This is a genomic window from Streptomyces sp. NPDC019890 (assembly GCF_044903445.1).
Classification (GTDB): Bacteria; Actinomycetota; Actinomycetes; order Streptomycetales; family Streptomycetaceae; genus Streptomyces.
The window spans coordinates 109,088-133,588 of record NZ_JBJDQK010000008.1; the positions used below are offsets into that span (position 1 = coordinate 109,088).

20 protein-coding genes are annotated in these 24,501 nt (G+C 68.3%); 11 read left to right on the forward strand and 9 right to left on the reverse strand.

Annotation, left to right across the window (positions count from 1 at the left end; genetic code table 11):
- Positions 1-2 precede the first annotated feature (2 nt).
- The 4 genes from ACI2LP_RS22650 to ACI2LP_RS22665 form a co-directional block, all read right to left on the reverse strand.
- Positions 3-1,097 carry a terpene synthase family protein gene (locus ACI2LP_RS22650; RefSeq protein ID WP_404726313.1) on the reverse strand — a complete coding sequence of 365 codons (1,095 nt, stop codon included), beginning with the start codon at positions 1,095-1,097 and terminating at the stop codon, positions 3-5.
- 253 nt (positions 1,098-1,350) lie between these two features.
- On the reverse strand, positions 1,351-4,146 hold the full coding sequence (locus ACI2LP_RS22655; protein ID WP_404726314.1) for an ATP-binding protein: 2,796 nt from the start codon (positions 4,144-4,146) through the stop codon (positions 1,351-1,353).
- Positions 4,147-4,368: 222 nt separating this feature from the next.
- Entirely contained in the window at positions 4,369-5,763 is a 1,395-nt protein-coding gene (locus ACI2LP_RS22660; RefSeq protein WP_404726484.1) for a DUF1996 domain-containing protein, read from the reverse strand.
- A 242-nt stretch (positions 5,764-6,005) separates the two neighbouring features.
- Complete coding sequence (locus ACI2LP_RS22665; RefSeq protein ID WP_404726315.1) at positions 6,006-7,850, reverse strand: glycoside hydrolase family 47 protein; 1,845 nt, start codon at positions 7,848-7,850, stop codon at positions 6,006-6,008.
- Positions 7,851-8,194: 344 nt separating this feature from the next.
- On the opposite strand from ACI2LP_RS22665, the gene gdhA reads away from it, so the two are divergent.
- Positions 8,195-9,550, forward strand: coding sequence for an NADP-specific glutamate dehydrogenase (gene gdhA / locus ACI2LP_RS22670; RefSeq protein WP_404726316.1), 1,356 nt, complete (start codon positions 8,195-8,197; stop codon positions 9,548-9,550).
- Positions 9,551-9,805: 255 nt separating this feature from the next.
- On the opposite strand, the gene ACI2LP_RS22675 is transcribed toward gdhA, so the two are convergent.
- The gene (locus tag ACI2LP_RS22675; RefSeq protein WP_404726317.1) at positions 9,806-10,147 is read right to left on the reverse strand and encodes a hypothetical protein; all 342 of its coding nucleotides are present in this window, start codon (positions 10,145-10,147) and stop codon (positions 9,806-9,808) included.
- A gap of 72 nt (positions 10,148-10,219) precedes the next feature.
- Between ACI2LP_RS22675 and ACI2LP_RS22680 the strand changes: the two genes are divergently transcribed.
- Positions 10,220-10,399 carry a hypothetical protein gene (locus ACI2LP_RS22680; protein ID WP_404726318.1) on the forward strand — a complete coding sequence of 60 codons (180 nt, stop codon included), beginning with the start codon at positions 10,220-10,222 and terminating at the stop codon, positions 10,397-10,399.
- 14 nt (positions 10,400-10,413) lie between these two features.
- Here ACI2LP_RS22680 and ACI2LP_RS22685 read toward each other — a convergent pair whose 3' ends face one another.
- The gene (locus tag ACI2LP_RS22685) at positions 10,414-10,890 is read right to left on the reverse strand and encodes a hypothetical protein (RefSeq protein WP_404726319.1); all 477 of its coding nucleotides are present in this window, start codon (positions 10,888-10,890) and stop codon (positions 10,414-10,416) included.
- A gap of 478 nt (positions 10,891-11,368) precedes the next feature.
- Here ACI2LP_RS22685 and ACI2LP_RS22690 point away from each other — a divergent pair, with 478 nt between their 5' ends.
- From ACI2LP_RS22690 to ACI2LP_RS22710, 5 genes are all read left to right on the forward strand, one after another.
- Positions 11,369-12,703 carry an ABC transporter substrate-binding protein gene (locus ACI2LP_RS22690; RefSeq protein WP_404726320.1) on the forward strand — a complete coding sequence of 445 codons (1,335 nt, stop codon included), beginning with the start codon at positions 11,369-11,371 and terminating at the stop codon, positions 12,701-12,703.
- Entirely contained in the window at positions 12,700-13,638 is a 939-nt protein-coding gene (locus ACI2LP_RS22695) for a carbohydrate ABC transporter permease (protein ID WP_404726321.1), read from the forward strand. The genes ACI2LP_RS22690 and ACI2LP_RS22695 overlap by 4 nt, the downstream gene beginning before the upstream one ends.
- A complete protein-coding gene (locus ACI2LP_RS22700) occupies positions 13,638-14,471 on the forward strand; it encodes a carbohydrate ABC transporter permease (RefSeq protein ID WP_404726322.1) in 834 nt (277 codons plus the stop codon). Before ACI2LP_RS22695 ends, ACI2LP_RS22700 begins: the two co-directional genes overlap by 1 nt.
- A 38-nt stretch (positions 14,472-14,509) precedes the next feature.
- On the forward strand, positions 14,510-15,700 hold the full coding sequence (locus tag ACI2LP_RS22705; protein ID WP_404726323.1) for an ABC transporter ATP-binding protein: 1,191 nt from the start codon (positions 14,510-14,512) through the stop codon (positions 15,698-15,700).
- A gap of 217 nt (positions 15,701-15,917) precedes the next feature.
- A complete protein-coding gene (locus ACI2LP_RS22710; RefSeq protein ID WP_404726324.1) occupies positions 15,918-17,132 on the forward strand; it encodes an AI-2E family transporter in 1,215 nt (404 codons plus the stop codon).
- Between the two features lie 35 nt (positions 17,133-17,167).
- On the opposite strand, the gene ACI2LP_RS22715 is transcribed toward ACI2LP_RS22710, so the two are convergent.
- On the reverse strand, positions 17,168-17,716 hold the full coding sequence (locus ACI2LP_RS22715) for a hypothetical protein (protein ID WP_404726325.1): 549 nt from the start codon (positions 17,714-17,716) through the stop codon (positions 17,168-17,170).
- A gap of 134 nt (positions 17,717-17,850) precedes the next feature.
- Positions 17,851-19,074, reverse strand: a complete 1,224-nt coding sequence (locus tag ACI2LP_RS22720; protein ID WP_404726326.1) for a saccharopine dehydrogenase family protein — start codon at positions 19,072-19,074, stop codon at positions 17,851-17,853.
- A 153-nt stretch (positions 19,075-19,227) separates the two neighbouring features.
- Here ACI2LP_RS22720 and ACI2LP_RS22725 point away from each other — a divergent pair, with 153 nt between their 5' ends.
- Entirely contained in the window at positions 19,228-19,956 is a 729-nt protein-coding gene (locus tag ACI2LP_RS22725; RefSeq protein ID WP_404726327.1) for a TetR/AcrR family transcriptional regulator, read from the forward strand.
- Between the two features lie 157 nt (positions 19,957-20,113).
- On the forward strand, positions 20,114-20,692 hold the full coding sequence (locus ACI2LP_RS22730) for a dihydrofolate reductase family protein (RefSeq protein WP_404726328.1): 579 nt from the start codon (positions 20,114-20,116) through the stop codon (positions 20,690-20,692).
- Positions 20,693-20,750: 58 nt separating this feature from the next.
- Here the strand turns inward: ACI2LP_RS22730 and ACI2LP_RS22735 are convergent, their stop codons facing one another.
- Positions 20,751-21,458 (reverse strand): FadR/GntR family transcriptional regulator, encoded by a 708-nt coding sequence (locus tag ACI2LP_RS22735; protein WP_404726329.1) that lies wholly within the window; start codon positions 21,456-21,458, stop codon positions 20,751-20,753.
- A gap of 436 nt (positions 21,459-21,894) precedes the next feature.
- Between ACI2LP_RS22735 and ACI2LP_RS22740 the strand changes: the two genes are divergently transcribed.
- Together ACI2LP_RS22740 and ACI2LP_RS22745 are read left to right on the forward strand one after the other, a co-directional pair.
- Positions 21,895-23,127, forward strand: coding sequence for an aminotransferase class V-fold PLP-dependent enzyme (locus ACI2LP_RS22740; RefSeq protein ID WP_404726330.1), 1,233 nt, complete (start codon positions 21,895-21,897; stop codon positions 23,125-23,127).
- A 78-nt stretch (positions 23,128-23,205) separates the two neighbouring features.
- Positions 23,206-24,501, forward strand: coding sequence for an ABC transporter substrate-binding protein (locus ACI2LP_RS22745; RefSeq protein ID WP_404726331.1), 1,296 nt, complete (start codon positions 23,206-23,208; stop codon positions 24,499-24,501).

Sequence of the window (24,501 nt, forward strand, 5' to 3'; positions counted from 1 at the left end):
CCTCAACTCCTCGTCGCGAATGGTGTCGCTGCCTGCGGCGGGCTGCTTTCGACATCCGTATCGACATCGGCATCGGTGGTGGGTCGGGTCCGGAATCGGGTGACGGGAGCGGTGAGGCTGATCCAGCCCGAGGTGGAGCCGTCCCAGACGTAGCCGTCGCCGAAGTAGCGAGGCGTGAGGTACTCGAACTCCGCGCTGCCACCGATCAGATGGTCCAGGCCGTTCAGGTAGGCACGCATGTCCGCGCGTGTTCCGTGCGGACCGTTCAGCATCTGGTCGCGAGCCGCGATGTAGGCCCTCTCATGGTGCTCGACCAGCTCACGAAGGCGGTCGACGCACTGCTGGAGAGCGAGTCCCTCGCGCTCGATCAGCACACGAGCCACCGTCATCCTGTCGTCCTGGGCATACTCCTTGCGCCATGAGAGCAGGTCGTTGACGGTGATCATCTGCCGCATGCAGTGCGTGTGCACGTCCGCGAGCAGCCGATCGTGTCCGGTCATGTCGACGCCCGCCGCATATTCGGTCATCAACCGGATGAAGTCGCAGCCGAAACTGTCCTGGCGCACGGTCATACAGGTCTCGTAGTCCGGCACCCGCTCCGTCAGCTTGAAACGGATCTCGGTGACGCAACCGCGCAGAAACGCTTCGAGCGCACCCGCGAACCTTCGTATCTGACCGGGAGCGAGCCCGGGGCTGATCCGACGCCACAGCTCCTTGCCCGCTACGCCGTAGGGAAATGTCTCGCTCCCGCCGCCGTCACCGTGGAAGTCGTCCATGATTCCGGCGAACACCTCGCGGGCACTGGCCTCATCGGCTCCCAGCGCCGAGCGGTCCGAGACAAGGCTGTCGATGACGGTGACGTACTGGTACCAGTCGGCGACATCGAGCGCCCGCTGCTCATCGGCGTACGGCACGGTCAGTGGCCCGTACAGTCCGTTCCGCTGACGCAGGAAGCACAGCAGGTCCTCCTCACTCACGAAGCAGTCGCCGAGCCGGCGGCCCACCCAGCCGTTCGAACGGAACTCGATCTGCGCTGCCTTGGGGTGGTAGGCCACCGGCAGCAGCCGAGGCAACTCGGGTAAGAAGAATTCGGTCATAGCGTCCTCACGGAAGCCTTCCGGAACGGCCGGTACGGAGTCGGCCCTTCCTCTGTCAGGTCGGGACGGCCCACCAGAGCGCGCAGAAGGCGGACTTGGACGGAGTGGCCCGTAGGACGGCGAGGCCCTTCGTTCGCCCTTGATGCTTCACCTCTCGGCGCCGACAGAAACCGACGATGCCGCCTCTGGCGCACCCTGGCCAACGATGAGGTGCATCACGGCATGGCGCGCACGGGCTTCCGTGCGCCGTTGACTACGCGGAGGGTGCTCCGCTAAGCGGCTCCCGCCGCACCACCTCCAGGCGACGCGGCCTCAGTCCCGCCGCGACCAACTCGTCGCGCGCCCGGGCCGCGACGCCCCCGGCCCCGCACTGACCGGCGAGATCCACACCACGGTGCAGGGCCTCGGCCGACTGCGGGAGAAGTCCGGCGCGGCGCAGTGCGCCGCCGAGCTCGACCAGAGCGACCGCCAGTTCGTACGGCGACGGCGCCAACTCCAGGGTGATGACGGCACGCTGCAGCAGGGCAATCTCCCCGGGCCCGTCCGTCACCCGGGCGAGCACACCCAGCGCCTTGCCCACCGCCGTTGCCGTACCGAAGCGTTCGGCGCGACGCAGTGCCTCCTGCGCCAGCTCCAGCGCTCGCCCGGCATCCGTCGTCCTGGCCGCCAGGGCGAGATGCGGCAGCCACGGGCACCACGCCGGATTGCGCATACCGCGCAGATCGAGGCGACGGCCCACCGCGGCCAGCTCCTTGTCAGCCTCCTTGTGCATGCCCCGCGCCAGCAGCAGTTCCCCGTGGACGGTCTCGGCGTCGGGAAGCGTCACGGCCGACGGGAACGGCTTGCCGAACCGGCGTTCCACCGCCAGCTCCTGGGCAGCCGCGGTCTCCCCGCGGGCGATCAGGATTTCGATCAGAGTCGCCATGGCGTACCACTGTGCGTGGATGCCCGCGGGCCCCAGGCGGTCCGCGAGCTGCAGCCCGGCACGTGCGAACTCCTCGGCATCGGTGAGCCGGCCTTTCCACAGCCGGATGTACCCGAGCAGGCTGTGGCCGAGGGAGAGGTGCACCCCGCGCCAGCCCTGCTGTTCGTACTCCGCGATGGCTCCCGCGTACAGCTCCTCGGCCCGGTCCGGGCGGTCGCAGTACAGGAAGGTGAGGGCCACCAGCGACGGCACTTCGAAACCCCACTGCTCGTCCGTCCAGCTCATCCCGTCGCGGCCCAGCGCCCGCTCCGCGAACTCCAGGGCGGTCGCCGCCGGTTCGCCGCGCACCATCGCGTCCCATGCACGCAGCCCGTAGAGATAGCGCTCGGTCTTGCTCTGGCCGGACAGCCGACGGGTGAGGTGGCTGAGCCGGCGCGACAGCACCGGGGCCTGACGGTCGTCGGAGGTGAACGACGACATCATGAAGTGTTCCATGAGCATGCGCAGGCGTACTCGCGAGTCCGTGGCGATGCGGACTTCCTCCATCGCCACCTCCGCCGCCTCCGTGAGCCGGTCGCAGTACGACAGCGCGCGCCCCAGACGGATCACGATGCTCTGCCGCAGTTCCGGCGGCAGATCCGGCTCCTCCAACGCGGCCCGCAAGTGGTTCACCGTCACCGCCGGATCGTGCAGCAGTGCCGGGGCACCGAGTTCGTGCAGCACCGTGGCCCGCAGTCCCGCGGGCGGAGGCTCACGCAGAGCGCGGCTCAGACAGCGCCGGGCCGCGTCGGGAGCGCCGCGGCGGACATACTCACGGGCCGCGTCGCGCAGTTGCTCCGCCACCCAGGCGTCGCCCTCCGGCTGTGTCTCCAGCAGATGCCGAGCCGCCACGGCCGGGCCCTCGCCCGCCTCGACGAGTTCCCAGGCGGCCTTGCCGTGCAGGGCCACCCGCATCGCGGGCGGGATGGCCCGATAGACCGCCGTCGCGATCAGCGGATGGACGAACTCCGGCTTCATGCTGTACGTCAGAATGCGCTCGGCCCTCAGCGCTTCGGTCGCTTCCGCGGCCTGGGCCGGTCCCAGCGCCGCCAGGGACGCAGCCAGGCTGAAGGTCGCCTCCGAGCCAAGGACGGCAACAGCCCAGGCCAGCCGCACCGCGACCGTGCCCAGCTGCTCCAGCCGGTCCACCAGACCGCCGCCCTTGGTCTCGGCCGCAAGGTCCCGCAGCGCGCAGGCGTTCTCCTTCGTTGGGGCCAGCCGACGGTCGCGCAGCTTCGCCGCCAGCTCGACCGTCTCGAAGGGATTGCCGCCGGTGACCAGCCAGGCTTCACGACAGAAGTCGTCCTCGGGCGCGGTGCCCAGGGCATCGCGCATCAGCTCGGCGACGGCGGTAGGCGTCAGCGGCGCCAGGTCCAGCGGACGCACCCGGTTCCGCCCGACCATGTCGTCGAACGCCCTGGCCGCATCGGACAGTTCCTCGGGGCGGTACGCGACGGCCACGAGGATGGGCAGTTGCTCGACCCGTCCGGCAAAGGAGGTCAGCCAGGTCAGGGACTCCGCGTCCGCCCAGTGCGCGTCATCGACGACCAGGACCAAGGGGCCGCGCCGCACGGCCACTTGAGTGACCACCCAGTCCAGACCGTCCCGCACGCCCTGCGGATCCGGCACGGCGCCCTCTGCGGCGGGACACAGGCCGACACAAGGACCGACGATGCCGTACCACTCGCCCAGCACTTCCCGGCGCTCGCTCTCGGAGTACGAGGCCAGCAACGGCTGGAGCAGCTGTCGCACCATGTGGAAGGCCAGAATATGCTCCTGCTCGCGGCCTCTCGCGAAGAGCGCCTTGCAGTCCCGCTCGGCCGCAAGGCGACGCACCTTCTCGAGGAGGGTCGTCTTGCCCGCTCCGGCCGGCCCCGTGAAGGCCAGCAATCCACCGCAGCGTGCGGAGGGGATCACCGCACCCGTTGTCGAACCGCCGCACACGGCGTCCAACGCCGCCTTGGCAGTGACCAGCTCGGCGTCCCGCTCAAGGGTTCTCGGAACGAACCGCGTCTCCCGCTCACGCTGCTTGTCGTCCACCGCCCGGGCTACGGCTCGCTGTTTGCCGGACCGATCCGTGACCACCCGTTTTCCTCCCGGGACGGTGAGCATGCGCGTCGACGGTCTCTCCCTTGCTCCTGACGTAGCGTATCCCCCGAATAGCCGTCAGTGAGAGAACAGTGACGCAGATACATCCCCATGGGTGGTCATGGCACTACAATGTCCGGATTCTCACGGGTGTACCGCGCGAGCGCACCGCGGTGGACCCGGCAGCAACGAGGCATCCGCCGTGCCGGGTCCTGAGCGTCAGCCGCACCTACGGCCGTTGTTGATGCAGCTCACCGCGTTCCTCATCAGCGAGTTGGACATCACGTTGATGAAGTCGCCATGGTCCGTGACCGGCTTGTGCAACTGCTCGGGGAAGCTGTCGACGGCGAACACCGAGCCGGGCGAAACGCTGTACGTGATCCGCTGGACCAGCTGCGGAATGGCCCGGAATCCCTGGGGGCACGAGCCGTCGGCGCGGGCGAAGGTCACATGCGTCCGGTGGTTCGCGCTGTCGGTGTTCTTGCCGTCCCAGCAGCTCTGGAACTTGAACGTACGCACCACGTTGCTGCCCCGCGGACACAGCGGGTACTTGTCCTTCAACTGCCGGTTCTCGAAGCCGGTGCAGCTCCATGAGGCGTTGGCGTTGGCTGTTCCGTTGGTGAACGCCTTGGCATCGCCGGTGATGATGCGCAGGAACTTGGGCATGGCAGTCACCTTGCTGACGGGGCTGCCACGGAAGGTCAGTTGCACTGAAGCGGGCTGGAGAATGCGCCCGACGTTGCCGTCCTGTCCTCCGCCGGGGAGGTTCGCGTCGGCCTCGTTCTTTCCGTTGCGCAGTCGCAGGACCGGCCAGTAGTGGGTGGAGCGGTCTCCGTTGGTGCAGGTCGTCCCGGCGGCGGCCAGGTCGTCATTGGTGGCGAAGGCGTCGGTCTCGAGATTGCCGACGTAGTCGTGCATATGGTGGGCGCCGTTGCTGACCCCGGGGGCGACGATCACGTTGTCGGGGTTGAAGTGCTTGTTCTCATTGCGCCCGCAGCGCGACCGGAAGGTGCCACGGGAGGCATTGCTCTGCAGCCGGGGGTTGGCGACATTGGGCCGAACTGTACGGATGTCCACGAAGTCGGACCTTCGGGGGCCGTTCTGCCCCTGACCGGCTGCGGCCTGACCGCCGGAGGCCTGGCCGCCTGCGGCCGGAGCGGAGGCATCAGGAGCCGGGGCGGTCGGGGTTCCGGTGGAAGATCCGGGCGCCGCAAGGGGTGCCACGTCGTCCCGCTTGACCGTGCAGGAGGCCAATGAGTCCCATCCGTCAGGCCTGTTCGAGGCCCGGTAGATTTCGGCGGCGATACGGTCCAGCGTGCGGCGGCGCTGGGACGACAGCGGTTCCAGCACTCGTGTGCGCACCCAGTCCTGGCCTGCCTTCGCGCCGCCCGCGGCGAGCTGCCCATAGGCATCCGCGACCTGGCTGTCCAGCTGCGCCAGTTCGTGGTCGACGGTGGGCCGCGACTGCTGCGGCACGCTCGACAAACCGGCTGCGACGTCAGGACAGTTGATCGTCTTCGGCGCCTGTGCCCAGGCATCCTGGCGCGTGGCATTCGCGGAACCGGCCGAGGCGTTGTTGTCGGTCATGAGGAGAGCCCCGCCTCCCACGGCCATCGCTGCCACTGCGGCGACTGTCACGCCGATCCATCTGGACCGCTTGTGTCTCTGCCTGTACGTCACGGCTCCGCCCCTCATTGTTCGTGGTCGCATGCCGGGGGCTTCATTGCCCCTCGGCAGCGTCGGGCTGTGCCCTCGCCCGTTCGGTCCGAGAACACAGCTCAACGTTCAGGGATACGGAAACCGGAGCGGTGTTACTCAGTGATGACTGAAGGAGTTTTGAAATCCGCCCATCGCGATCACACCGTGGCCAGCTGCCAGTGCTGGGTGGGGGCGGTACTCACGGGCTGTTGCACCACCGCCGCTCCATTGCCGGTACCGGCGAGGTCGGCGGACTTGCCGCTGTTGCGGTTGACGAGCCGGTGGTACCCGTCACCCGCGGACTGGAGCGCCCACTGCTGCGTGTTGGTGCCGTTGTGTCCCCACTGCACGAGCCCCGTGCCGTTTGTCGTGGACGACTGCGGCACTTCGAGCACCTTGCCGCTGTGCAGGCTCGTCAGCCGTGTGTACCCCTCGGTCGTGGTGGCGATCCAGTGCTGGTTCGCGCCACTGTTGACAGTCCACGCGATGGCCGCCGCGCCGTCGGATGTCGACGCGCCGCTCACATCGAGCGCCCGTCCCGTCGCCCGGTTGACCAGCCGGAAAGTACCACTCGCGAACGGGGCCGCGACCTGTTTGATGCCGCGCAGCACATTGCCCTCGGTGGTGAGGTAGTTGGTCGCGTAGTCGAACCGCGCCGAGCCCGCCCACAGCAGGTAGAAGTACTTCATGTTCTCCGAGTACCAGTAGCCCGGTGTGAGGTCGCCCTTGGTCGTGGGCGTCGTCGTCATGTTCGAGACGATCGTGTAGCCGCCTGAGACCTTGCAGTGCGCCTTCTGGCCGTTCCACAGCCACTGGGCGCGGTCCCGGTAGACCTCGTTCCCGGTGAGCAGCCACAGGAACAGCGCGGAGTCGACGTACTCGGGGCGCAGTTGGTATTCGTTGCTCGTCGCCGCGAGCGTCGTGTAGTTGATTCCCTCCGGTGGCAGCCGGTACTGGGCCAGCGCCGCTGCCCACGAGCTGTGATACGACTCCCCCTCGCTCAGGTTGCCGCCCTGAGCGAGCAGCCCGGCGTAGAAAGCGGTCAGTTCCGACTGATACCGGCCGACCAGCGCGCCCGTGTTCATGTTGACGGCCCTGAACCAGAGCCGGCCGTTGTACGTCTCGCCGAGGCGTTGCAGCACCGCCGCGGTCAGCGTCTGGTACCAGCCGCGGATCTCGGTGTCGCCGAAGAACTGGTACGCGTCCCAGAGGTACTCGAAGAACGAGTCCACCGGCGGGTCGATGCGAGCGGTTGCGTCGGTCCAGGCGCCGGTTTCGACGTTGAGCGTCGTGCCGACCAGGTTCAGTGACGACCTCCGGTCGTACACGGCCCGCAGCGCCCGCTTGGCCGCGTTGAAGTACTTCGGATCACCCGTGAGCTGCGACAGCCGGCCCAACTCGGTGATGTTGCTGCCGATCTCGGCGAGCGGCACCTGGTTCCCGGAGACCGCGCCGGTCTGGAGGTTGACGTACCGGTAAGGGGCGCCCGTCGGCGACGAGGTGAACGCCGGCAGGAGCCGGTCCGTCAGGTCGCGGGCCCTGGCCAGAAGCACGGCGTTGCCGGTGGCGTGGTGTCCGGAGAGCAGACCGCCGACCAGCCGGATGATCGTCTCGAACACATGGACACTGGCGTTGCGGTTGAAGTTCAGATTGCCGCTGATCCAGGCGATGCCGGCGTCCAGCTCGCCGTCGAGCTCCATCAGGTGCAGCGTGTCGAGCGACTCGACGATGGTCAGGCCGAGCGGCACGCCGTTGATGAAGAACTCCGAGCCGGTGCCGCTCAGCGGATGCAGCTCGTCGCGGCCCCAGGTGAGCCGGCGGTACGCGGTCCAGGCGGTGAGGAACTCCTGCCGAACGTCGTTGGCCAGCTGGGGATTGGGCGGGCCGAGGGCGGCGAACGCGGGGCGCGCCCCGAGTCCGACGAGGGCGAACGCGGCTCCTGCGCCTGCCGCGGTACGGAACAGGGCGCGCCGCGATAACCGGGCGTTCAGTGGTGTCGTCATGCCGTGCCTCCATCTGGGTGGGGCCATTGACAACGTTGTCTCACGCGCCGCTCGCCGCACGAGGTGGACATGCGCGAGGGATACGGCTGCTGAGCGCCGCTGCGATTGGTAGCAGAGTGTGGAGACGTGGCATGCCACCGTCAACCCTCTTGTGCGAAGGCCCCGGAATCTCACGGCTTCATCGCGTCACCCCTCCAGCAATGGGGTGGTGACCTATGACTCGAAACCGCTGTTGCAATGAACAGCAGGTGCGACCAGGCCGTACTGCTGGCTGGCAACGACACCTGGACCGTCACCGCCACGGCCGGGCTGCCATCCGCCGGCCGGGCAGGAAGGGACATGCTGTGACCCTGTCTTCCCCGAAGGCCCAACTGGCCTCCCTGCGCGCCGACCTCGAGCGCCGCAACCCGGCACAGCCGGAATTCCACCAGGCATCAAGGGAAGTGCTGGAGACCCTGGCTCCCGTGCTCGCCGTGCGTCCCGAGTACGCGCAGCCAGGGCTCATCGAACGCCTCTGTGAGCCCGAACGGCAGATCATCTTCCGGGTGCCCTGGCAGGACGATCACGGAGCAGTGCACGTCAACCGGGGATTCAGAGTGGAGTTCAACAGCGCGCTCGGCCCCTACAAGGGCGGCCTGCGCTTCCACCCTTCGGTGAACCTGGGTGTCGTGAAGTTTCTCGGCTTCGAGCAGATCTTCAAGAACGCCCTCACCGGGCTGGCCATCGGCGGCGGCAAGGGCGGCAGCGACTTCGACCCACGAGGCCGTTCGGACGCCGAAGTCATGCGCTTCTGCCAGTCCTTCATGACGGAGCTCCACCGGCACATCGGCGAGCAGACCGACGTCCCGGCCGGCGACATCGGCGTCGGCGGCCGCGAAATCGGGTACCTCTTCGGCCAGTACCGGCGCATCACCAACCGCTGGGAAGCCGGTGTCCTCACCGGCAAGGGCCAGGGGTGGGGCGGCTCGGCGATGCGCACACAGGCGACCGGCTACGGCAGCGTGCTCTTCGCGGCCGAAATGCTGAGTCGGCGAGGTGAGGAGCTCGAGGGCCAGGGGGCCGTGGTCTCCGGCTCGGGCAACGTCGCCATCCACACCATCGAAAAGCTGACGCGCAGCGGCGCCCATCCCATGACCTGTTCCGACTCCGAGGGCTATGTGGTGGACGAGAAGGGAATCGACCTCGAACTGCTCAGGCAGATCAAGGAAGTCGAACGCGCACGCGTCAGCGAGTACGCCAAGCGTCGTGGCGTTTCCGCCCGTTACGTTCCCGGCGGCCGAGTGTGGGAGGTGCCCTGCGACGTCGCCTTCCCGTCGGCCACCCAGAACGAGCTCGAAGCCCAGGACGCTCTCGCGCTTGTCCGCAACGGAGTCAAGGCAGTCTCCGAGGGCGCCAACATGCCCACCACTCCGGAGGCGGTTCGCATCCTGCAGGACGCGGGGGTGGCCTTCGGCCCGGGCAAGGCCGCGAATGCGGGCGGCGTCGCCGTCAGCGCCCTGGAGATGCGCCAGAACGCCGCCCGGGACTCCTGGACACCAGGGCGCGTGGAGGACGAACTCGCGGGGATCATGCGTGATATCCATCGCGTCACCTACGAGACCGCCGAGCGCTACGGAGCACCCGGCGACTATGTGACAGGAGCGAATATCGTCGGGTTCGAGCGCGTCGCGGACGCGATGCTCGCGCAGGGGCTCATCTGAGGGACGGCTGAGGGACAGCAGTCGACGGTGGTGGCCGTGCCGCCGGGTGCCCGGCCGGGCACCCGGCCGGCGATGGGGTCCCGGACGCCGGGAAGCTGAGTGCCTGTCAGCGATCACCAGGCTGCGGAGCCGGGCGCGAGAATGCGGAGGAATGCGCAAGGCGGTCCGCGCCCTCGCCCTCGCTCGCTCGCCTGACTCCGGCGTGACCAGTTGCCGACGCGCCCGGAGAGAGAGCGCCGGCCCGCCCGGCAGGTCTCAGTGCACCGTGGAGTAGCTGCGCCACAGCGGTGCGCCGGGCGCAATGTCGTCGGATGTCTCCGTCGGCAGATACGTCGACTCGTCCCCGGAGCAGTCCCGGCTGGGATACAGAATGATGTCGACCAGCGTGTTGTTGGTGACCGTGGTCGCACCGGCGGGCCCGAGGCTGTGGCAGCCCGTGACCAGAGGGTTCGACACCATCACAAGGCGCTCGTTCGCGGATCCGTAGGAGATGGTGCCCACCGCGGTGCGGCCGAGGCCGGAGCAGCCCGCCAGCGCGATGGTCAGGAGCGCTGCCCCGGCGACGACGCGGAGGCGCCGGTGATCGGTCACGGACATGGGCGGTCCTCGTCTGTGCGGGATGGTCCTGGTGGATGCCACCCTGCCGGGTTCCGGGTGGGGCGGCATCCGGTGCGCCGCCGGCCGGGCTACAGAGGTCCGTCCGAACGACGGGGCCTCGAGTCCTGCCCGCACGCCACGATGGTCACCGTCCCCGACGCCACCCACATGGTGCTGACCGACCAGCCCGCCCGGGTCGCCGGCATCCACCTCAAGGTGATCGCCGCGTCGCATTCGGGCTCCGGTGCCTGACCGGTCCGCGCCCGTCACTGCCGGCTGTTGAGGAAGCCGATGGCGAGCGCACCCCACCAGGCGATCTGCGAGAGGGACGCGGTGGCCGCACCGCGGAGCAGCAGCGAGCGGCCGGCGGGCCGGCCGTCGAGGGCGGCCAGTCGCCTGTGCAGGGCGCCGGCCTGGACTCCGTTGAGGGCGATGACCAGGACAAGGCCGAGTTTGACGCACGTGAGCGGCGAGCCGAGGTCGGGGTGGAGCAGAGCGCCGCTGCCGATCAGGCCGATCAGCCCCGCCCAGACGAGTGTGTGCAAGGAGGCGGTGAAGTCGAGTACCTCGCGCAGCGTCTTCCGGCCGCCGAGCCACAGGGCGCCGTAGTAGTCGACGGCGAGAACAGCACCGAATCCGAGCACCAGACTGGCGAGGTGAACGAAGAGGGCCGCAGTGTGGAGGGCGGCGTCGGCGCGCAGGTGGACGGCGACCCAGGTGCTTGCTGCCCATCCGCCGCACACCGCCAGGGATGCGAATGCGGGTCCGCACCACTGGGGCAGCCGAGGGAGCTCGGCATCCTGTCCAGATCTTCGTCCGGTCGAGGGTGCGTCGGCGGCGAACACAGCTGCTCCAGGGGGTGTCGTGCGGAAGGTGCCCCCACCATCTGCGGAGCGAGCGAAGGTAAGGCTCACCTAATTATTGAGCATCGTCAAGGTGACTGTCGGCACAGCGACGCACACGAGAAGTGCGAGCCAGTACGGCCTTGTGCGCGTCGCCGAGTCGCGTGGTTCTCCTGTGCCTCGCAGGCGGAAGGAGCCAGTGTTCGCGATCGCACGGGGGCGGCTCCCTGGGCCCGGTACCCCCTGGCCATCCGGGGGATCTCCCGCCTCCGACACGCTGCCCTCCCCGGGCCACGGCAAAGGAACCGTTAGGTTCACCGCGACCAAGGCGCTGTACGGGGTGACCAGACACCCGGTGACCGCCGGGTCCGGGAGGTGAATGGTGGGGCGCACGAACGGACAGGCCCGTCCGGTACGGGTGCGCGGCAAAGCTTCGCCGCGAACCGCCGGCCGTCGTGCCGCGCAACGGCTGCGGTGTCTTGCCGCGCTGTCGCTGCTGGCCGGGCTGCTGACGTCCTGCGGCTCAGAGGAATCCGGCGGCCCGGTCCGCCTGAACTGGTACAACTTCCCCGACGACTCGGGCGCCCTGGCCACTGCGGCGACCAACTGCAGCCGCGCCTCGGGCGGGCGGTACAGCATCTCGTACAACAAGCTCCCGCGCGCCGCGGACGGCCAGCGTCAGCAGCTCGTCCGCCGGCTCGCCGCCCAGGACAGTGCCATGGACATCCTGGGCCTCGATGTCACCTGGGCCGCGGAGTTCGCCGAGGCCAAGTGGATCCTGCCGTGGACGGGCGCCAATCGCCGCAAGGCCACCGAGGGCACCCTCGAAGTGCCGCTGCAGACGGCGACGTGGAAGGGCAGGCTGTACGCCGTCCCGTACAACACCAACACCCAGCTGCTGTGGTACCGAAGCGATCTCGTGCCCAAGCCGCCCAAGACCTGGGCGGAGATGCTGGCCATGGCGCGCGTCCTCGCCAAGCAGGGCAAGCCCCACTTCGTGGAGATCCAGGGCGCCCAGTACGAGGGCCTGACGGTCTGGTTCAACACACTCGTGGAGAGCGCGGGCGGCTCCATCCTCAACCGGACGGCCACCGCACCCTCGCTCGGCCCGCCCGCGGTCCGGGCGGCCACGATCATGCACGACCTGGCCACCTCTCCCGCCGCGGACCCCTCCCTGTCCAACCAGATGGAGGACCAGAACCGGCTGGCCATGGAGTCGGGAACGGCGGCCTTCGAGCTGAACTACCCGTTCGTCTATCCCTCCATGAAGGCGAACAACCCCGAGCTGTTCAAGAGTTTCCACTGGGCGCCCTACCCAGGAGTTGCCCCCGGTCGGCCCTCCAGGCCGACCATCGGCGGCATCGACCTCGCCATCGGCGCCTACTCGAAGCACCCGGCCCTCGCTTTCGAAGCAGCCCTGTGCCTGCGTAATCGTCAGAACCAGATGACCGCGGCGATCGAGGGCGGACTTCCGCCCACCCTGCGCTCCCTCTACTCCGACAAGGTGTTGATCAAGAGCTACCCGTTCGCCGCCGATGTGCTCTCGGCCCTGGAGAACGCGAGCACCCGCCCCCAGACCCCCGCCTACCAGAACGTGTCCATCGCGATCTCGCACACGCTCTCCCCGCCCTCGGGAATCAATCCCCGGAGCGATGTCGATGAAATCGGCAGCCAGATCAAGGACGCCCTCGAGTCCAAGGGGCTGATTCCGTGAACACCCCGACCCCCGCCACGGCGACGGCTCCGGCCCCCGGCGCGGCCGAGGCACTGTCCGAGGGCGCACGGCAGGAACGACGGCTGGGCTGGCTGCTGTGCGCGCCCGCGGTGGTCGTCATGATCGCCGTCACGGCCTACCCCATCGGCTATGCGATCTATCTGTCCCTGCAGCGCTACGACCTGCGCTTCCCGAACCAGGCGAAGTGGGTGGGGCTGAGCAATTACGGGGCCGTGCTCTCCTCCGACTTCTGGTGGGAGGCGTTCTGGGTCACGCTGTTCATCACCGCCGCGTCGGTGGCCGTGGAACTCGTCCTCGGCTTCGCGCTGGCCCTGGTCATGCACCGCGCCATCTTCGGCAGAGGGACGGTGCGTACCGCGATCCTGGTCCCGTACGGCATCGTCACCGTCGTCGCCGCCTACTCCTGGCAGTACGCGTGGACTCCGGACACCGGCTATCTCGCCGCGCTCCTGCCCTCCGGTGAAGCCCCGCTCACCGAGCAGTGGCCCGCGATCGGGCTGATCATCCTCGCCGAGGTCTGGAAGACCACCCCCTTCATGGCCCTTCTCCTGCTGGCCGGACTCGCCCTGGTGCCCGAGGAGACGCTGCGCGCCGCCATGGTCGACGGTGCGTCCTCCTGGCAGCGATTTATCCTGGTTACGGTGCCGCTGATGAAGCCGGCCATCCTGGTCGCCCTGCTGTTCCGCACCCTGGACGCCTTCCGGATCTTCGACAACATCTACATCCTGACCTCGGGTGCCCATGGCACAGGATCGGTGTCGATTCTCGGCTACGACAACCTGTTCACGTCACTCAACCTCGGCATCGGATCGGCAATCTCCGTGCTCATCTTCATCTGCGTCGGCCTGATCGCCTTCGCCTTCATCAAACTCTTCGGGGCTGCCGCCCCCGGTTCAGAGGAGGCGGGACGCTGATGGCCAGCGCAGGCAAGAGGCACATCACCGGCTGGGCCATCGTCAACACGGTGGTGATCGCCTACGCACTGTTCCCGGTCTGGTGGATTGCGGCTCTGTCGTTCAAGGACCCCAGCACTCTCACCGACGGCAACTTCGTCCCCGACAAGTGGACATGGGAGAACTACCGCGGCATCTTCGACACCTCGGAGTTCACCCGTGCCCTGATCAACTCGATCGGTATCGCCCTGATCTCCACGGTGATCGCCGTGGTGCTCGGCACCATGGCCGCCTATGCCGTGGCGAGGCTGCGCTTCCCGGGCAAGAAAGTGCTGATCGGCATGTCTCTGTTGATCGCGATGTTCCCGCCGATCTCCCTGGTGTCCCCGCTGTTCAACATCGAGCGCATCATCGGGATCTTCGACACCTGGCCGGGGCTGATCATCCCGTACATGACCTTCTCCCTCCCGCTCGCGATCTACACCCTCTCGGCGTTCTTCCGGGAGATCCCGTGGGATCTGGAGAAGGCGGCCAAGGTCGACGGGGCAACTCCGGCCCAGGCCTTCCGGCTGGTGATCGCACCGCTGGCGGCGCCGGGCGTGTTCACCACCGCGATCCTCGTCTTCATCTTCTGCTGGAACGACTTCCTGTTCGCGATCTCCCTGACCTCGACCACCGCGGCCCGCACCGTGCCGGCTGCGATCGCCTTCTTCACCGGGAGCAGCGCGTTCCAGCAGCCCACCGGTTCGATCGCCGCCGCCGCGGTGGTGATCACCATTCCGATCATCGTCTTCGTGCTGCTGTTCCAGCGGCGCATCGTCGCCGGACTGACGTCCGGGGCCGTCAAGGGCTGACCGGCAGCAGCCGATCGTCAGGACAAGGAGCACCGACCGTGGCCGAGATCGTTCTCGAGGGCATCACCAAGAGGTATCCCGACGGCGCCCTGGCCGTGCGGGACGTCAACCTCACAGTCGGCGACGGGGAGTTCGTCATCCTGGTCGGGCCCTCAGGTTGTGGCAAGTCCACCACGCTGAACATGATCGCCGGACTCGAGGACATCACCGAGGGCACCCTCCGGATCGGCGATCAGGTCGTCAACGACAAGGCTCCCAAGGACCGCGACATCGCCATGGTCTTCCAGAGTTACGCCCTCTATCCGCACATGACCGTGCGGGAGAACATGGGCTTCGCCCTGCGCCTGGCCAAGGCCGACAAGGCCACCATCAAGAGCAAGGTGGAGGAGGCCGCCCAGATCCTCGACCTGACGGAACATCTGGACCGGAAACCGGCGAACCTCTCGGGTGGCCAGCGACAGCGTGTCGCCATGGGCCGCGCCATCGTCCGCAGTCCCAAGGCGTTCCTGATGGACGAGCCGCTGTCCAACCTCGACGCGAAGCTCCGGGTGCAGATGCGCACCCAGATCTCGCGCCTCCAACAGCGGCTGGCCACTACCACCGTCTACGTCACCCATGACCAGACCGAGGCCATGACCCTCGGGGACCGAGTGGTCGTCATGCGCAGCGGCATCGTCCAGCAGGTCGGCACCCCCCAACACCTCTACGACGCCCCGCGCAACCTGTTCGTCGCCGGGTTCATCGGCTCACCCGCCATGAACTTCATCCAGGCCACGCTGGAGGAAAACCGGCTGCAGACCGCCATCGGCGACCTTCCGGTGAACGACGAGATCCGTCGCAGCCTGGAGCGCCAGAACGCACCGCGTGACCTCATCGTCGGGCTGCGGCCCGAAGCGTTCGAGGACGCCACGCTGGTCGATCCGGACCGGGAAGGGACGCGTTTCACCGCGAGTGTGGACGTGATCGAGTCCCTCGGCTCGGATGTCTACGCCTTCTTCACCCAGGAGGGCTGGGAGCCGACCTTGACCTCGGAACTCGAGGAGCTGGCAGCCGACTCCGGCCAGAAGGAGACCGGAGCCGCAGCCGACAAGATCGTCACCCGGCTCGACGCGTCCACGCGCATCACCGAGGGAGGCCGGGCCGAACTGTGGGTGGACACCTCACGCATGCATGTCTTCGACCCGCGCACCGGTGTCAACCTCACCCACCCGGAGAACAACGGCGGCTGAGGCCGAACGGGTAGCCGGCCGAGCGGCCCACAGCGTGCGGCTCATGGCCGCGTTGCCCGCGCCGGCCGACGCGGCCGATCGAGTGCGCGCCGACGACGGGGCCGTCGAGAGCCCGTCGCTGTGTGGACCCCGGCACACGGTCCGGGTGCCTTCGGGCGAATATCGCGCCGGTGGCGTGGCACGGCGGCCCCCCGGTGGTACGTGCTTGTGGATGCCCATGCCCACGGATCCGCAGCCCAGGAATCCGGACCCCGGCGCGCCGTCCGCCGGGCGTCGGCACCGGATCCGTACGGCGTCGCGTCAGGCACTGAGCGGCAGCACCCGCCCGCCGACCGGAAACCGAGCGGGTCGGCGGCCACCGCCCCGATCCCGGCCCGGCGTCGAGCTGCGGGTGTCCCCCACCCTGCGGACGGCTGCCGCGTACGCCTGGCGGATCCTCGTCGTGGGCGCCGTCGTCTACGCCGTCTTCTCGCTGCTGGGCCGGTTCCACGAGATCGCCGTGGCCGTCTTCCTCGGCATGGTCATCACCGCGATGCTCCGGCCGCTGGCCGACCGCCTGGAGCGCGTCATGCCGCGCCCGCTCGCCGTCGCCGTGTCCCTGCTCGGCAGCATCGTCGTCGTCCTCGGGGTCCTGGCGCTGGTCGGCCAGGCGGTGGCGGGAGAGCAGGCCGGGCTCGTACGGGAGTTCCGGGCAGGCTTCGGCAGGATCGAGCGTTGGCTGGAGGGGCCGCCGCTGCGGCTCAACCCCGGGGCACTCAACGACCTCCAGTCCCGGATCGGGGAGTTCCTGTCCAGCCACCGAGCCACCCTCATCAGTACGGCAATCAGCGGCGCCGGCCGGGTGGTCGAAGTCCTGACCGTGTTCGCCCTGGCCCTGTTCTCCTCGGTCTTCTTCATCCACTCCGGCGACCGGCAGTGGAGCTGGTTCTGCGACCAGCTTCCGCCGGCCGCACGGGAACGGGTGTCGATCGGGGGCAGCGCGGCCTGGCGGACCTTCACCGGCTACACCCGCGGCATCGTGCTGGTGGCCGGGACCAACGCGATCCTGGTCGGCGTGGCCCTCTTCGTTCTCGGCGTGCCGCTCGCGGTGCCGCTGGCGCTGCTGGAGTTCTTCGCCGCCTTCATTCCGCTGATCGGCTCACCCATCGCCCTCGCGGTCGCGGCCGTGGTGGCCCTGGCGGCCAAAGGCCCGCTGGTCGCGGCCCTGGTCGTCGCCCTCATCGTGGTCATCGGGCAGATCGAGGGCCATGTGCTGCACCCGATCGTGATGAGCTGGGCCGTTCAGCTGCATCCGGTGGTGGTCGCGCTCACGGTCATCGGCGGCGCCATCGCGGCCGGAGTGGTGGGGGCGGTGGTGGCCGTGCCGTTGGTGTCCGTCCTCTGGTCGGTCCACCAGGCGCTGCGCAAGGCGCGCGAACCGGCCGGAGGTTGACCGGCAGGCTCAGGTCCTGTCCGGCCGATCTTGTCCTAGTGGCCGGCGATGAGCTTCACGGCCACGACCCCGGCGCCGATCACGGTGTCCAGAAGGCCTGAGATCAGCGCGCTCAGGGGCCCGTTGCCCATCCGCAGGCCGGTCCGGCAGCCCCACACGAACAGGGTCGCCACTTCCACGCCGGCCGCTGTCATCAACGCAGTCTCCAGACCCATCACGTCCAGTGCCGACAGGCCGATCAGCACCAGTGGCCCCACGGCACTCAGCAGCAACGGACTCGAGACATACAACGCCGTCCGGACTTCCGCGCGGTTCGCGCTGCGCCCGCTCACTGCCCGGTGCGCCTGCTCGTCGGCGACCAGCGTGGCCAGCCAGACCCCGAGCGCTGCCGCCGCCACGGTGAGCCCAGCTTCGAGGTGGTCGGGGTCCTCCGCCTCGGCAAGGGTCACCACGACCGCGGTCAAGGTGATGGTCGCGTAGATCCGTTCCTTGAGGCGCGCGGCCGCGGTGTCGCCGGCACGGGCTGCCGTGGCGGCGGTGTGCCCGAAGTCGGCCGGTCGCGGGTCCGGGTCCGGTGTCGTCATGCCGGTACGGGTCCGGGCACCCCGAGCACAGCGCCGTCCAGTTGCAGGTCCATGCGTGCGCCCTTCCGCCGTGAGGCCAGTGTGCGCGAAACACACCTTTCCGTCACAAACGGTAGCCGACCGGACGCGGAGCCTCACTGCTCGCGCATGCCCCAGGGTGAGCCGTACTCCGTCAGCAGGTCCAGGAAAGGCCGGGCGGGCAGCGCCTCGGGGCCGAGGACACCGCTGCCGGACCAGGTGCCGACGGCGATCAGTTCCAGGGCCACGACGGGGTTGATCGCGGTCTGCCACACGACGGCCTGGCTGCCGTACTCACTCATGGACCACTGGTTGTCGACCACGTGGTACAGGTAGACCTCGCGTGGGCGGCCGTCCTTGGTGCCCTTGACCCAGGTGCCCGCGCAGGTCTTGCCATGCATACGCTCCCCCAGGGCTGCCGGGTTCGGCAGGCAGGCGGCGACCACGTCCCGCGGGGAGACATGCACCGTGCCCGATCCGTCCGCCGCGGGCACCGGCACCGGATCGGTGCGGTCGAGGCCCAGCAGATGCAGCGTCTGCAGCGTACGGATGAAGTCCTCGCCGAGGCCGTACTTGAAGGTGACGCGGCCCGCGTCCACCCACCGCGGCACCAGCAGGACCTCCTCGTGCTCGACGTTGACGCACTCGACGGGGCCAATCCCCTCGGGGAAGTCGAAGACCTCGGGCTCACTGAAGGGGGCGGTGGTGAACCAGCCGCGGCCGGCCTCGTAGACGACAGGCGCATTGAGGCATTCCTCGATGGTGGTCCAGATGCTGAACGAGGGCGCGAAGTCGTAGCCGTCGACCGTGAGGTTCGCCCCGTCGCGGATGCCGATCTCCTCGATCTCGTCGAAGAGTTCGTCGGCGGCATGGCGGGCGAAGACGTCGGACAGTCCCGGTTCGACACCGATGCCGACGAGAGCGAGCAATCCGGCCTTCTCCCAGTCCGCGGCGCGCTCGAACTGGGTGTCGCCGAGCTTGACGCCACACAGCTCGTAGGGGCGCTCCGGGTGCGGGTGGGACAGCGACATCGCCATGTCCAGGTAGTGCGCACCGGCGGCCAGGGCCGCCTGGAACAGCGGCATCACAAAGCGGGGGTCGGTGGCATTGAGCAGGACGTCGCAGCGCCGGCTGCGCAGCAGGGAGGTGACGGCCCCCTCGTCACTCGCGTCGATCTGCTCGGCGCTGAAGCGGCCGTCCGGTTCCAGGGCCGCGACGGCGGCCTGGGCGCGGGAGAGGTCGTAGTCGGCCACGACCACGTGGTCGAAGAAGGACCGGCGGGCAGCGATCCGGGTGATGGCAGTGCCGACGCCGCCGGCTCCCACGAGAAGAACACGCATGGCCAAACTCCGTTTCCCAGACACAGTCTGCTGGGCGCCGCTTGCGGGCGCGGCGCCTGTCGAACCTGATCCAACGCGCCCCCCACTATTAACGTCAATCATGTTGGCATAAGGTGGTGGGGTCATGGCGGATGACGACGGAAGGAGCGTGTCGTGCCCAAGCCCGTGGTGCCGGAGGAGGCCCGGAGACGGCGGCGTCCCACGAAGAACGGCGCGGTGCTCTCGGAGCAGCTGATCGTGGAGACCGCGCTGCGGATGCTGCGGGAGCACGGGAGCGCGGGGCTGACCGTCCGCCGCCTCGGCACCGCCCTGGGGGCGGACCCGAGCACGCTGTACCGGTACTTCAGCGGCATCGACGACCTGACGCTTGCCGTGGGGAACGTGCTCATCGGGCGTGCTCTGGCGGGGTGGGAGAGCACCGGCGACTGGCGCGCCGACCTGCGGGAGCTGGGGCTGCGCATCCATGCCGCGTATCTCGAACATCCGCAGGCTGCCGTGCTGACCGCCAGCCGTGTGACCGGCAAGGCTCACGAGGTGACGGCCGACGAGACGATCCTGGGGCTGCTGCGCACAGCCGGCTTCCCGGACGCCGAAGCGGTCCGGATCTATCACGCGTTCATCGACCAGAGCTTGGCGTTCGCCGCGCTCGACGCCGCTTCGCTGGCACTGCCGGCGGCGGCACGCGCGGCGGACGAGGAGGTCTGGCAGGCCACGTACGCCCGGCTGCCCGCCGCGACTCACCCGCACATCGCGGCAACCGCGCATCTGCTGGTCGCCCGGATGAACCACAGTGCGTATCCCACGGCGCTGGAGATGTTGCTGGACAGCGCGGCCGGCCGGCTCGGCGAAGCGCAGGCCCGGGACGGCGGCGGGAGCAACTGATCCTGACGTGGCTGCACGAGGGAGAAGAAGCTTTCGTGGTCGCCGTACACGCCCGTTTCCTCCTGGATGCGTCCCGCCGTGATCCTGCGGGCGTATCGTCTCGGCCGTGACCGGCGCGCACGCCTGGCCGGCTGCTCGGACTTGGGCGAGGACCGCGATGAGAAAGATCATCTTGACTATGTCGGTGTCCCTCGATGGCTTCATCGAGGGACCGGACCGCCAGATCGACTGGCACCTGGTCGACGACGAGCTGCACAGCCACTTCAACGAGTGGCTCAGGCCGATGGGCGCGTTCCTGAGCGGACGCGTGACCTATGAGCTCATGGCCGGCTTCTGGCCGACGGCCGACTCCGACCCGTCAAGTACCCGACCCATGGTGGAGTTTGCCGGCATCTGGCGGGACATGCCCAAGATCGTGTTTTCCAGGACCCTGGAGCGGGCCGACTGGAACACCACCATCATGCGGGACGTCGACGTCGAGGAGATCATGGCGCTCAAGGCACAGCCGGGCGGAGATCTGGTGCTCGGTGGTGCCGACCTCGCCGCGGCCTTCATGCAGCACGACCTGATCGACGAGTACCGCGTCTATGTCCATCCGATCCTCATCGGACGGGGCAAATCCCTGTTCCGGGCGTCGGACGCCAAGATCAGTCTCCGCCTCGTCGAGACCCGGGCCTTCGGCAATGGAGTCGTCCTGCTGCGCTACCAGCGCAGCGGGGCACCTTCGGCGGGATGACCTTCGCGCCGACCCAAGGCGTACGGCGCGGCAAGTGGCAGGCGCCCAGGCGCGGTTGTCACGAGGAGGCGCTCGGGCCGTCCCCCTCCGGAGGCGGCAGAAAGGCGTGCAGCCATCTCTCCGTGTGAGCGACGTGGGTCGCCGCCGCACTGGCAGCGGCGACAGGGTCCCGGTTGGCGATCGCGGTAGCAATCGCCCGGTGCTGCCCATCGCTTGCGCGCTTGATCTCGGCGCTCTCGGGAAGCGTGAACAACTGGTACGCGCGGGAGCGTGCGCGGAACACGCCGAGCAGGGACTCCAGCGTCGGGTTGCCTCCGATCCGGGCGATCGCCGAGTGGAAGCGGTTGTCGAGCTCGGAGATCTCGGTCGGGTCCTCCGTCGCCTCCATCGCCTCGATGGGTTCGAAGATCGTCTTCAGCGTTTCGGGGGTCGCGCGAGCAGCCGCCTGAGCAGCGATGTGGGATTCCAGAACGCGCCGGATCTCGTACACCTCGAGCAGCCCGCTCAGCGGCAGCAGGTCGACGGTCAACGACAGGCTGCCGATGATGTCTTCGGGCCGCAGCTGGGAGACGAACGTGCCCGAGCCGTGACGGGGCTCGACGATACGCAGGGCCACGAGCATCCGCACCGCCTCGCGGAGTGGCCCCCGGGACACACCAAGCTCCTCGCACAACTCGTTCTCGGGCGGAATACGCTCCCCCGCACCCAGACGACCGGTGGCGATCATGTGTCTCAGGCCGTGAAATGCCTTGTCGACTGCGGACATCGCTTCCTCCCCGGATGACCCGGCAGCACCGCCCGGTCTCGGGACAGTCTACCGAGTCATCAGACAGGGCACGATGATCAGCAACAAGTCATTAGATGACTTGGGGCGAGGGGCGCCACTGAAGGCAACTTCGCGACCCGATCCGCGACGAGAGACCAGCAGCGGCAGGCGCGTGGCCACACAGCACGCAGCAGCGGGCGACACCGGGGCGACGAGCCCAACTCTCGCTGTTTTACCAGGTCATAGTCGGATACCGATACGGGGAGACTGGTTGATCGCGACCCTTCAGGCTGACACAACAGCCTGAAGGGGGTGCAGGGCTATTGCCCTCGCCGGAGAGGGCGTGCCAGGATGCCGCCCCAAGTCATCATATCTCTTTTGAGAATCGTCTGATGTCGCGTGCAGATCTGGAAGATCACGGGAGATCGGGAGTCATGTGAGCGAGTCCCACCTCGGCCCAGCACCGCGCCCGCTGCTCCTCCCGGACGGCCGGGCCGCCGCGGAAGCGTGGTCGCTGGACCCGGCGCAAAGACATCTCAACCACGGGTCGTTCGGGGCGGTTCCCCTCGTCGCCCAGGACGAACAGGACCGGTTGCGCCAGGAGATGGAACGGTCCCCGCTGGTGTGGTTCCCGGCACTCCCCAAGCGGGTCGCGACCGCCAGGGCGGACATCGCCGCGTTCCTGCGCGTCGCCGTGGAAGACCTCGCTCTGGTACCGAACGCGAGTGGCGGCGCGAGCGTCGTCTACGCGAACCTGCCGGTCGGGCGCGGCGGCGAGATCCTGGTGACCGACCACGGCTACGGAGCCGTCACCATGGGGGCTCAGCGCCTCGCGAGGCGCTGCGGCGCCACCGTCCGCACGGTGAGGGTTCCCCTCGACGCCGACGAGAAGCAGGCCTACGAGGCGGTGGCCGCCGAACTCGGCGACGCGACGGAACTGATCGTCGTGGACCACATCACCTCGGCCACCGCGCGCCGGATGCCCGTGGAGCGGATCGGCTCGGAGGCACGAAGGCGCGGCATCCCACTCCTCGTGGACGGGGCTCATGTACCCGGCCTGATCGACGATCCCCTCTCCGCTGTGGAGTGCGACTTCTGGATCGGCAACCTTCACAAGTTCGGCTGTGCCCCGCGTGGCACGTCGGCTCTGGTCGCCCGCGGCGCGCTGCGCGACAGCCTCTATCCCCTGATCGACTCCTGGGGCGCCGCCGATCCCTTCCCCGAGCGTTTCGACACCCAGGGAACGGTGGACGTCACCAGCTACCTGGCGGCGCCGACGGCTCTCGACTTCATCGAGCGCACGTGGGGCTGGAAGACGGCACGTAGCTACATGAGGGATCTCGCCGACTATGCCGAGCGGATCGTCGGCGACGCCTTCGCCGAACTCACCGGTGGACGCAGCGGGGTCGACGTGGGCATGCCGGTCAACGCCTTGCGGCTGGTGCGTCTCCCCGATGGCCTGGCCACCAGCCCTGCCGCCGCCGACGCGCTGCGTGACCGGGTGGCACGGGAGTTGGGCGTCGCGGCGGCGTTCACCAGCTTCGACGGAGTCGGCTACATCCGCCTGTCGACGCATGTGTACAACACGGCCGCCGACTTCGAGTACTTCGCCGAGCGCTGCGTCCCTGTGCTCGGCGAGTGGGCCCGCACTGCGGACGCCGCAGCGTAAGGAGGTCCGAGCCATGTTCCCACCCGATGCCGCTGTGCGGATTCACACCCTCGGATTCACACCTCTGGAGGAGGACAGTTGAGAAGAAGGAAGGCAGTAGCCGCCCTCGGCATCGCCGCCGCGATGGTACTGACGGGCTGCTCCACGAGTGCGAGTGACGGGACCGTCACCCTTCAGATGGTGGAGAGCCTGACGAACCCCGCCCGAACGGAGCTTCTGAAGAAACTCGTCGCGGAATTCCAGAAGGAAAACCCGAAGATCAAGGTCAATCTGATCTCGCCGCCGACCGACCAGGCAGATCAGAAGATCCAGCAGATGCTCCAGTCCGGCAGCGGCGTCGACACCCTCGAAGTACGGGACATCACTGCCGGCCCGTGGTCGACCAACGGCTGGCTCTACGACATGGGCAAGGACCTTCAGGGGTGGGGCGGTTGGAAGGACATGACCGCGAACGCCACCAAGGCCGCCAAGAACGCCAAGGGAAACACGTACTTCGTCCCGTACGGCTTCTACGGACTGAGCCTCTTCTACCGCACCGACCTGATCAAGAAGGCCGGAGCCACCAGTCCGCCCGCCAACTGGGACGAACTGCTGGAGCAGGCCAGCGCGATCCAGGACAAGGGCAAGCGCCAGTACGGCTATGCATTCCGCGGCGGAACCAATGCCAACGGCAATGTGACCGCGGCCATCGAGGCGTATGTCGCCGACAAGGTCGACCGAGCGAACGGGTACAAGCTCACCGACGGCAGCACGATCTTCTCCGCACCGGAGGCTCTCGACGCGCTGAACACCTACTTCAAGCTGTTCAAGCAGGCGTCGCCGCCGTCGTCGGTCGCGTGGGGATACCCCGAGATGGTCGAAGGCTTCTCGAACGGCTCCACCGCCTTCCTGCTGCAGGACCCCGAAGTGATCGCAACGGTGGGGCAGTCGAAGGCGATCAAGAAGGACCAGTGGACCACCGCTCCCCTGCTCGCCGGTCCCGGCGGAAAGGCCGTCCAGCCGCTGGCGACCGCCGGCTGGGGAGTCGCCAAGGGCAGTAAGCACAAGGCGGAGTCCATCAAGTTGATCAAGTTCCTCTCGCAGGGCGAGGCGTCGACCACCTTCAGCAAGGAGAACAGCCTGGTCCCGATCCTCAAGGCGGCGAGCCAGGACGAGTTCTACAAGACCGGTCCGTGGGCCAGCTACGTGACGATGACCGAGAACCCGGACAAGTACATCACCGTCACACAGCCCCGTGACGCGCCCTGGTGGACCGAGTGGTCCCAGAAGGCCGACGCGGAGATCCAGCGGGTGCTGCTCGGCAAGATGACCCCGAAGCAACTGCTCGACAGCTGGGACACGTACTGGACCGAGAAGTGGAAGAGCAAGGGCTGA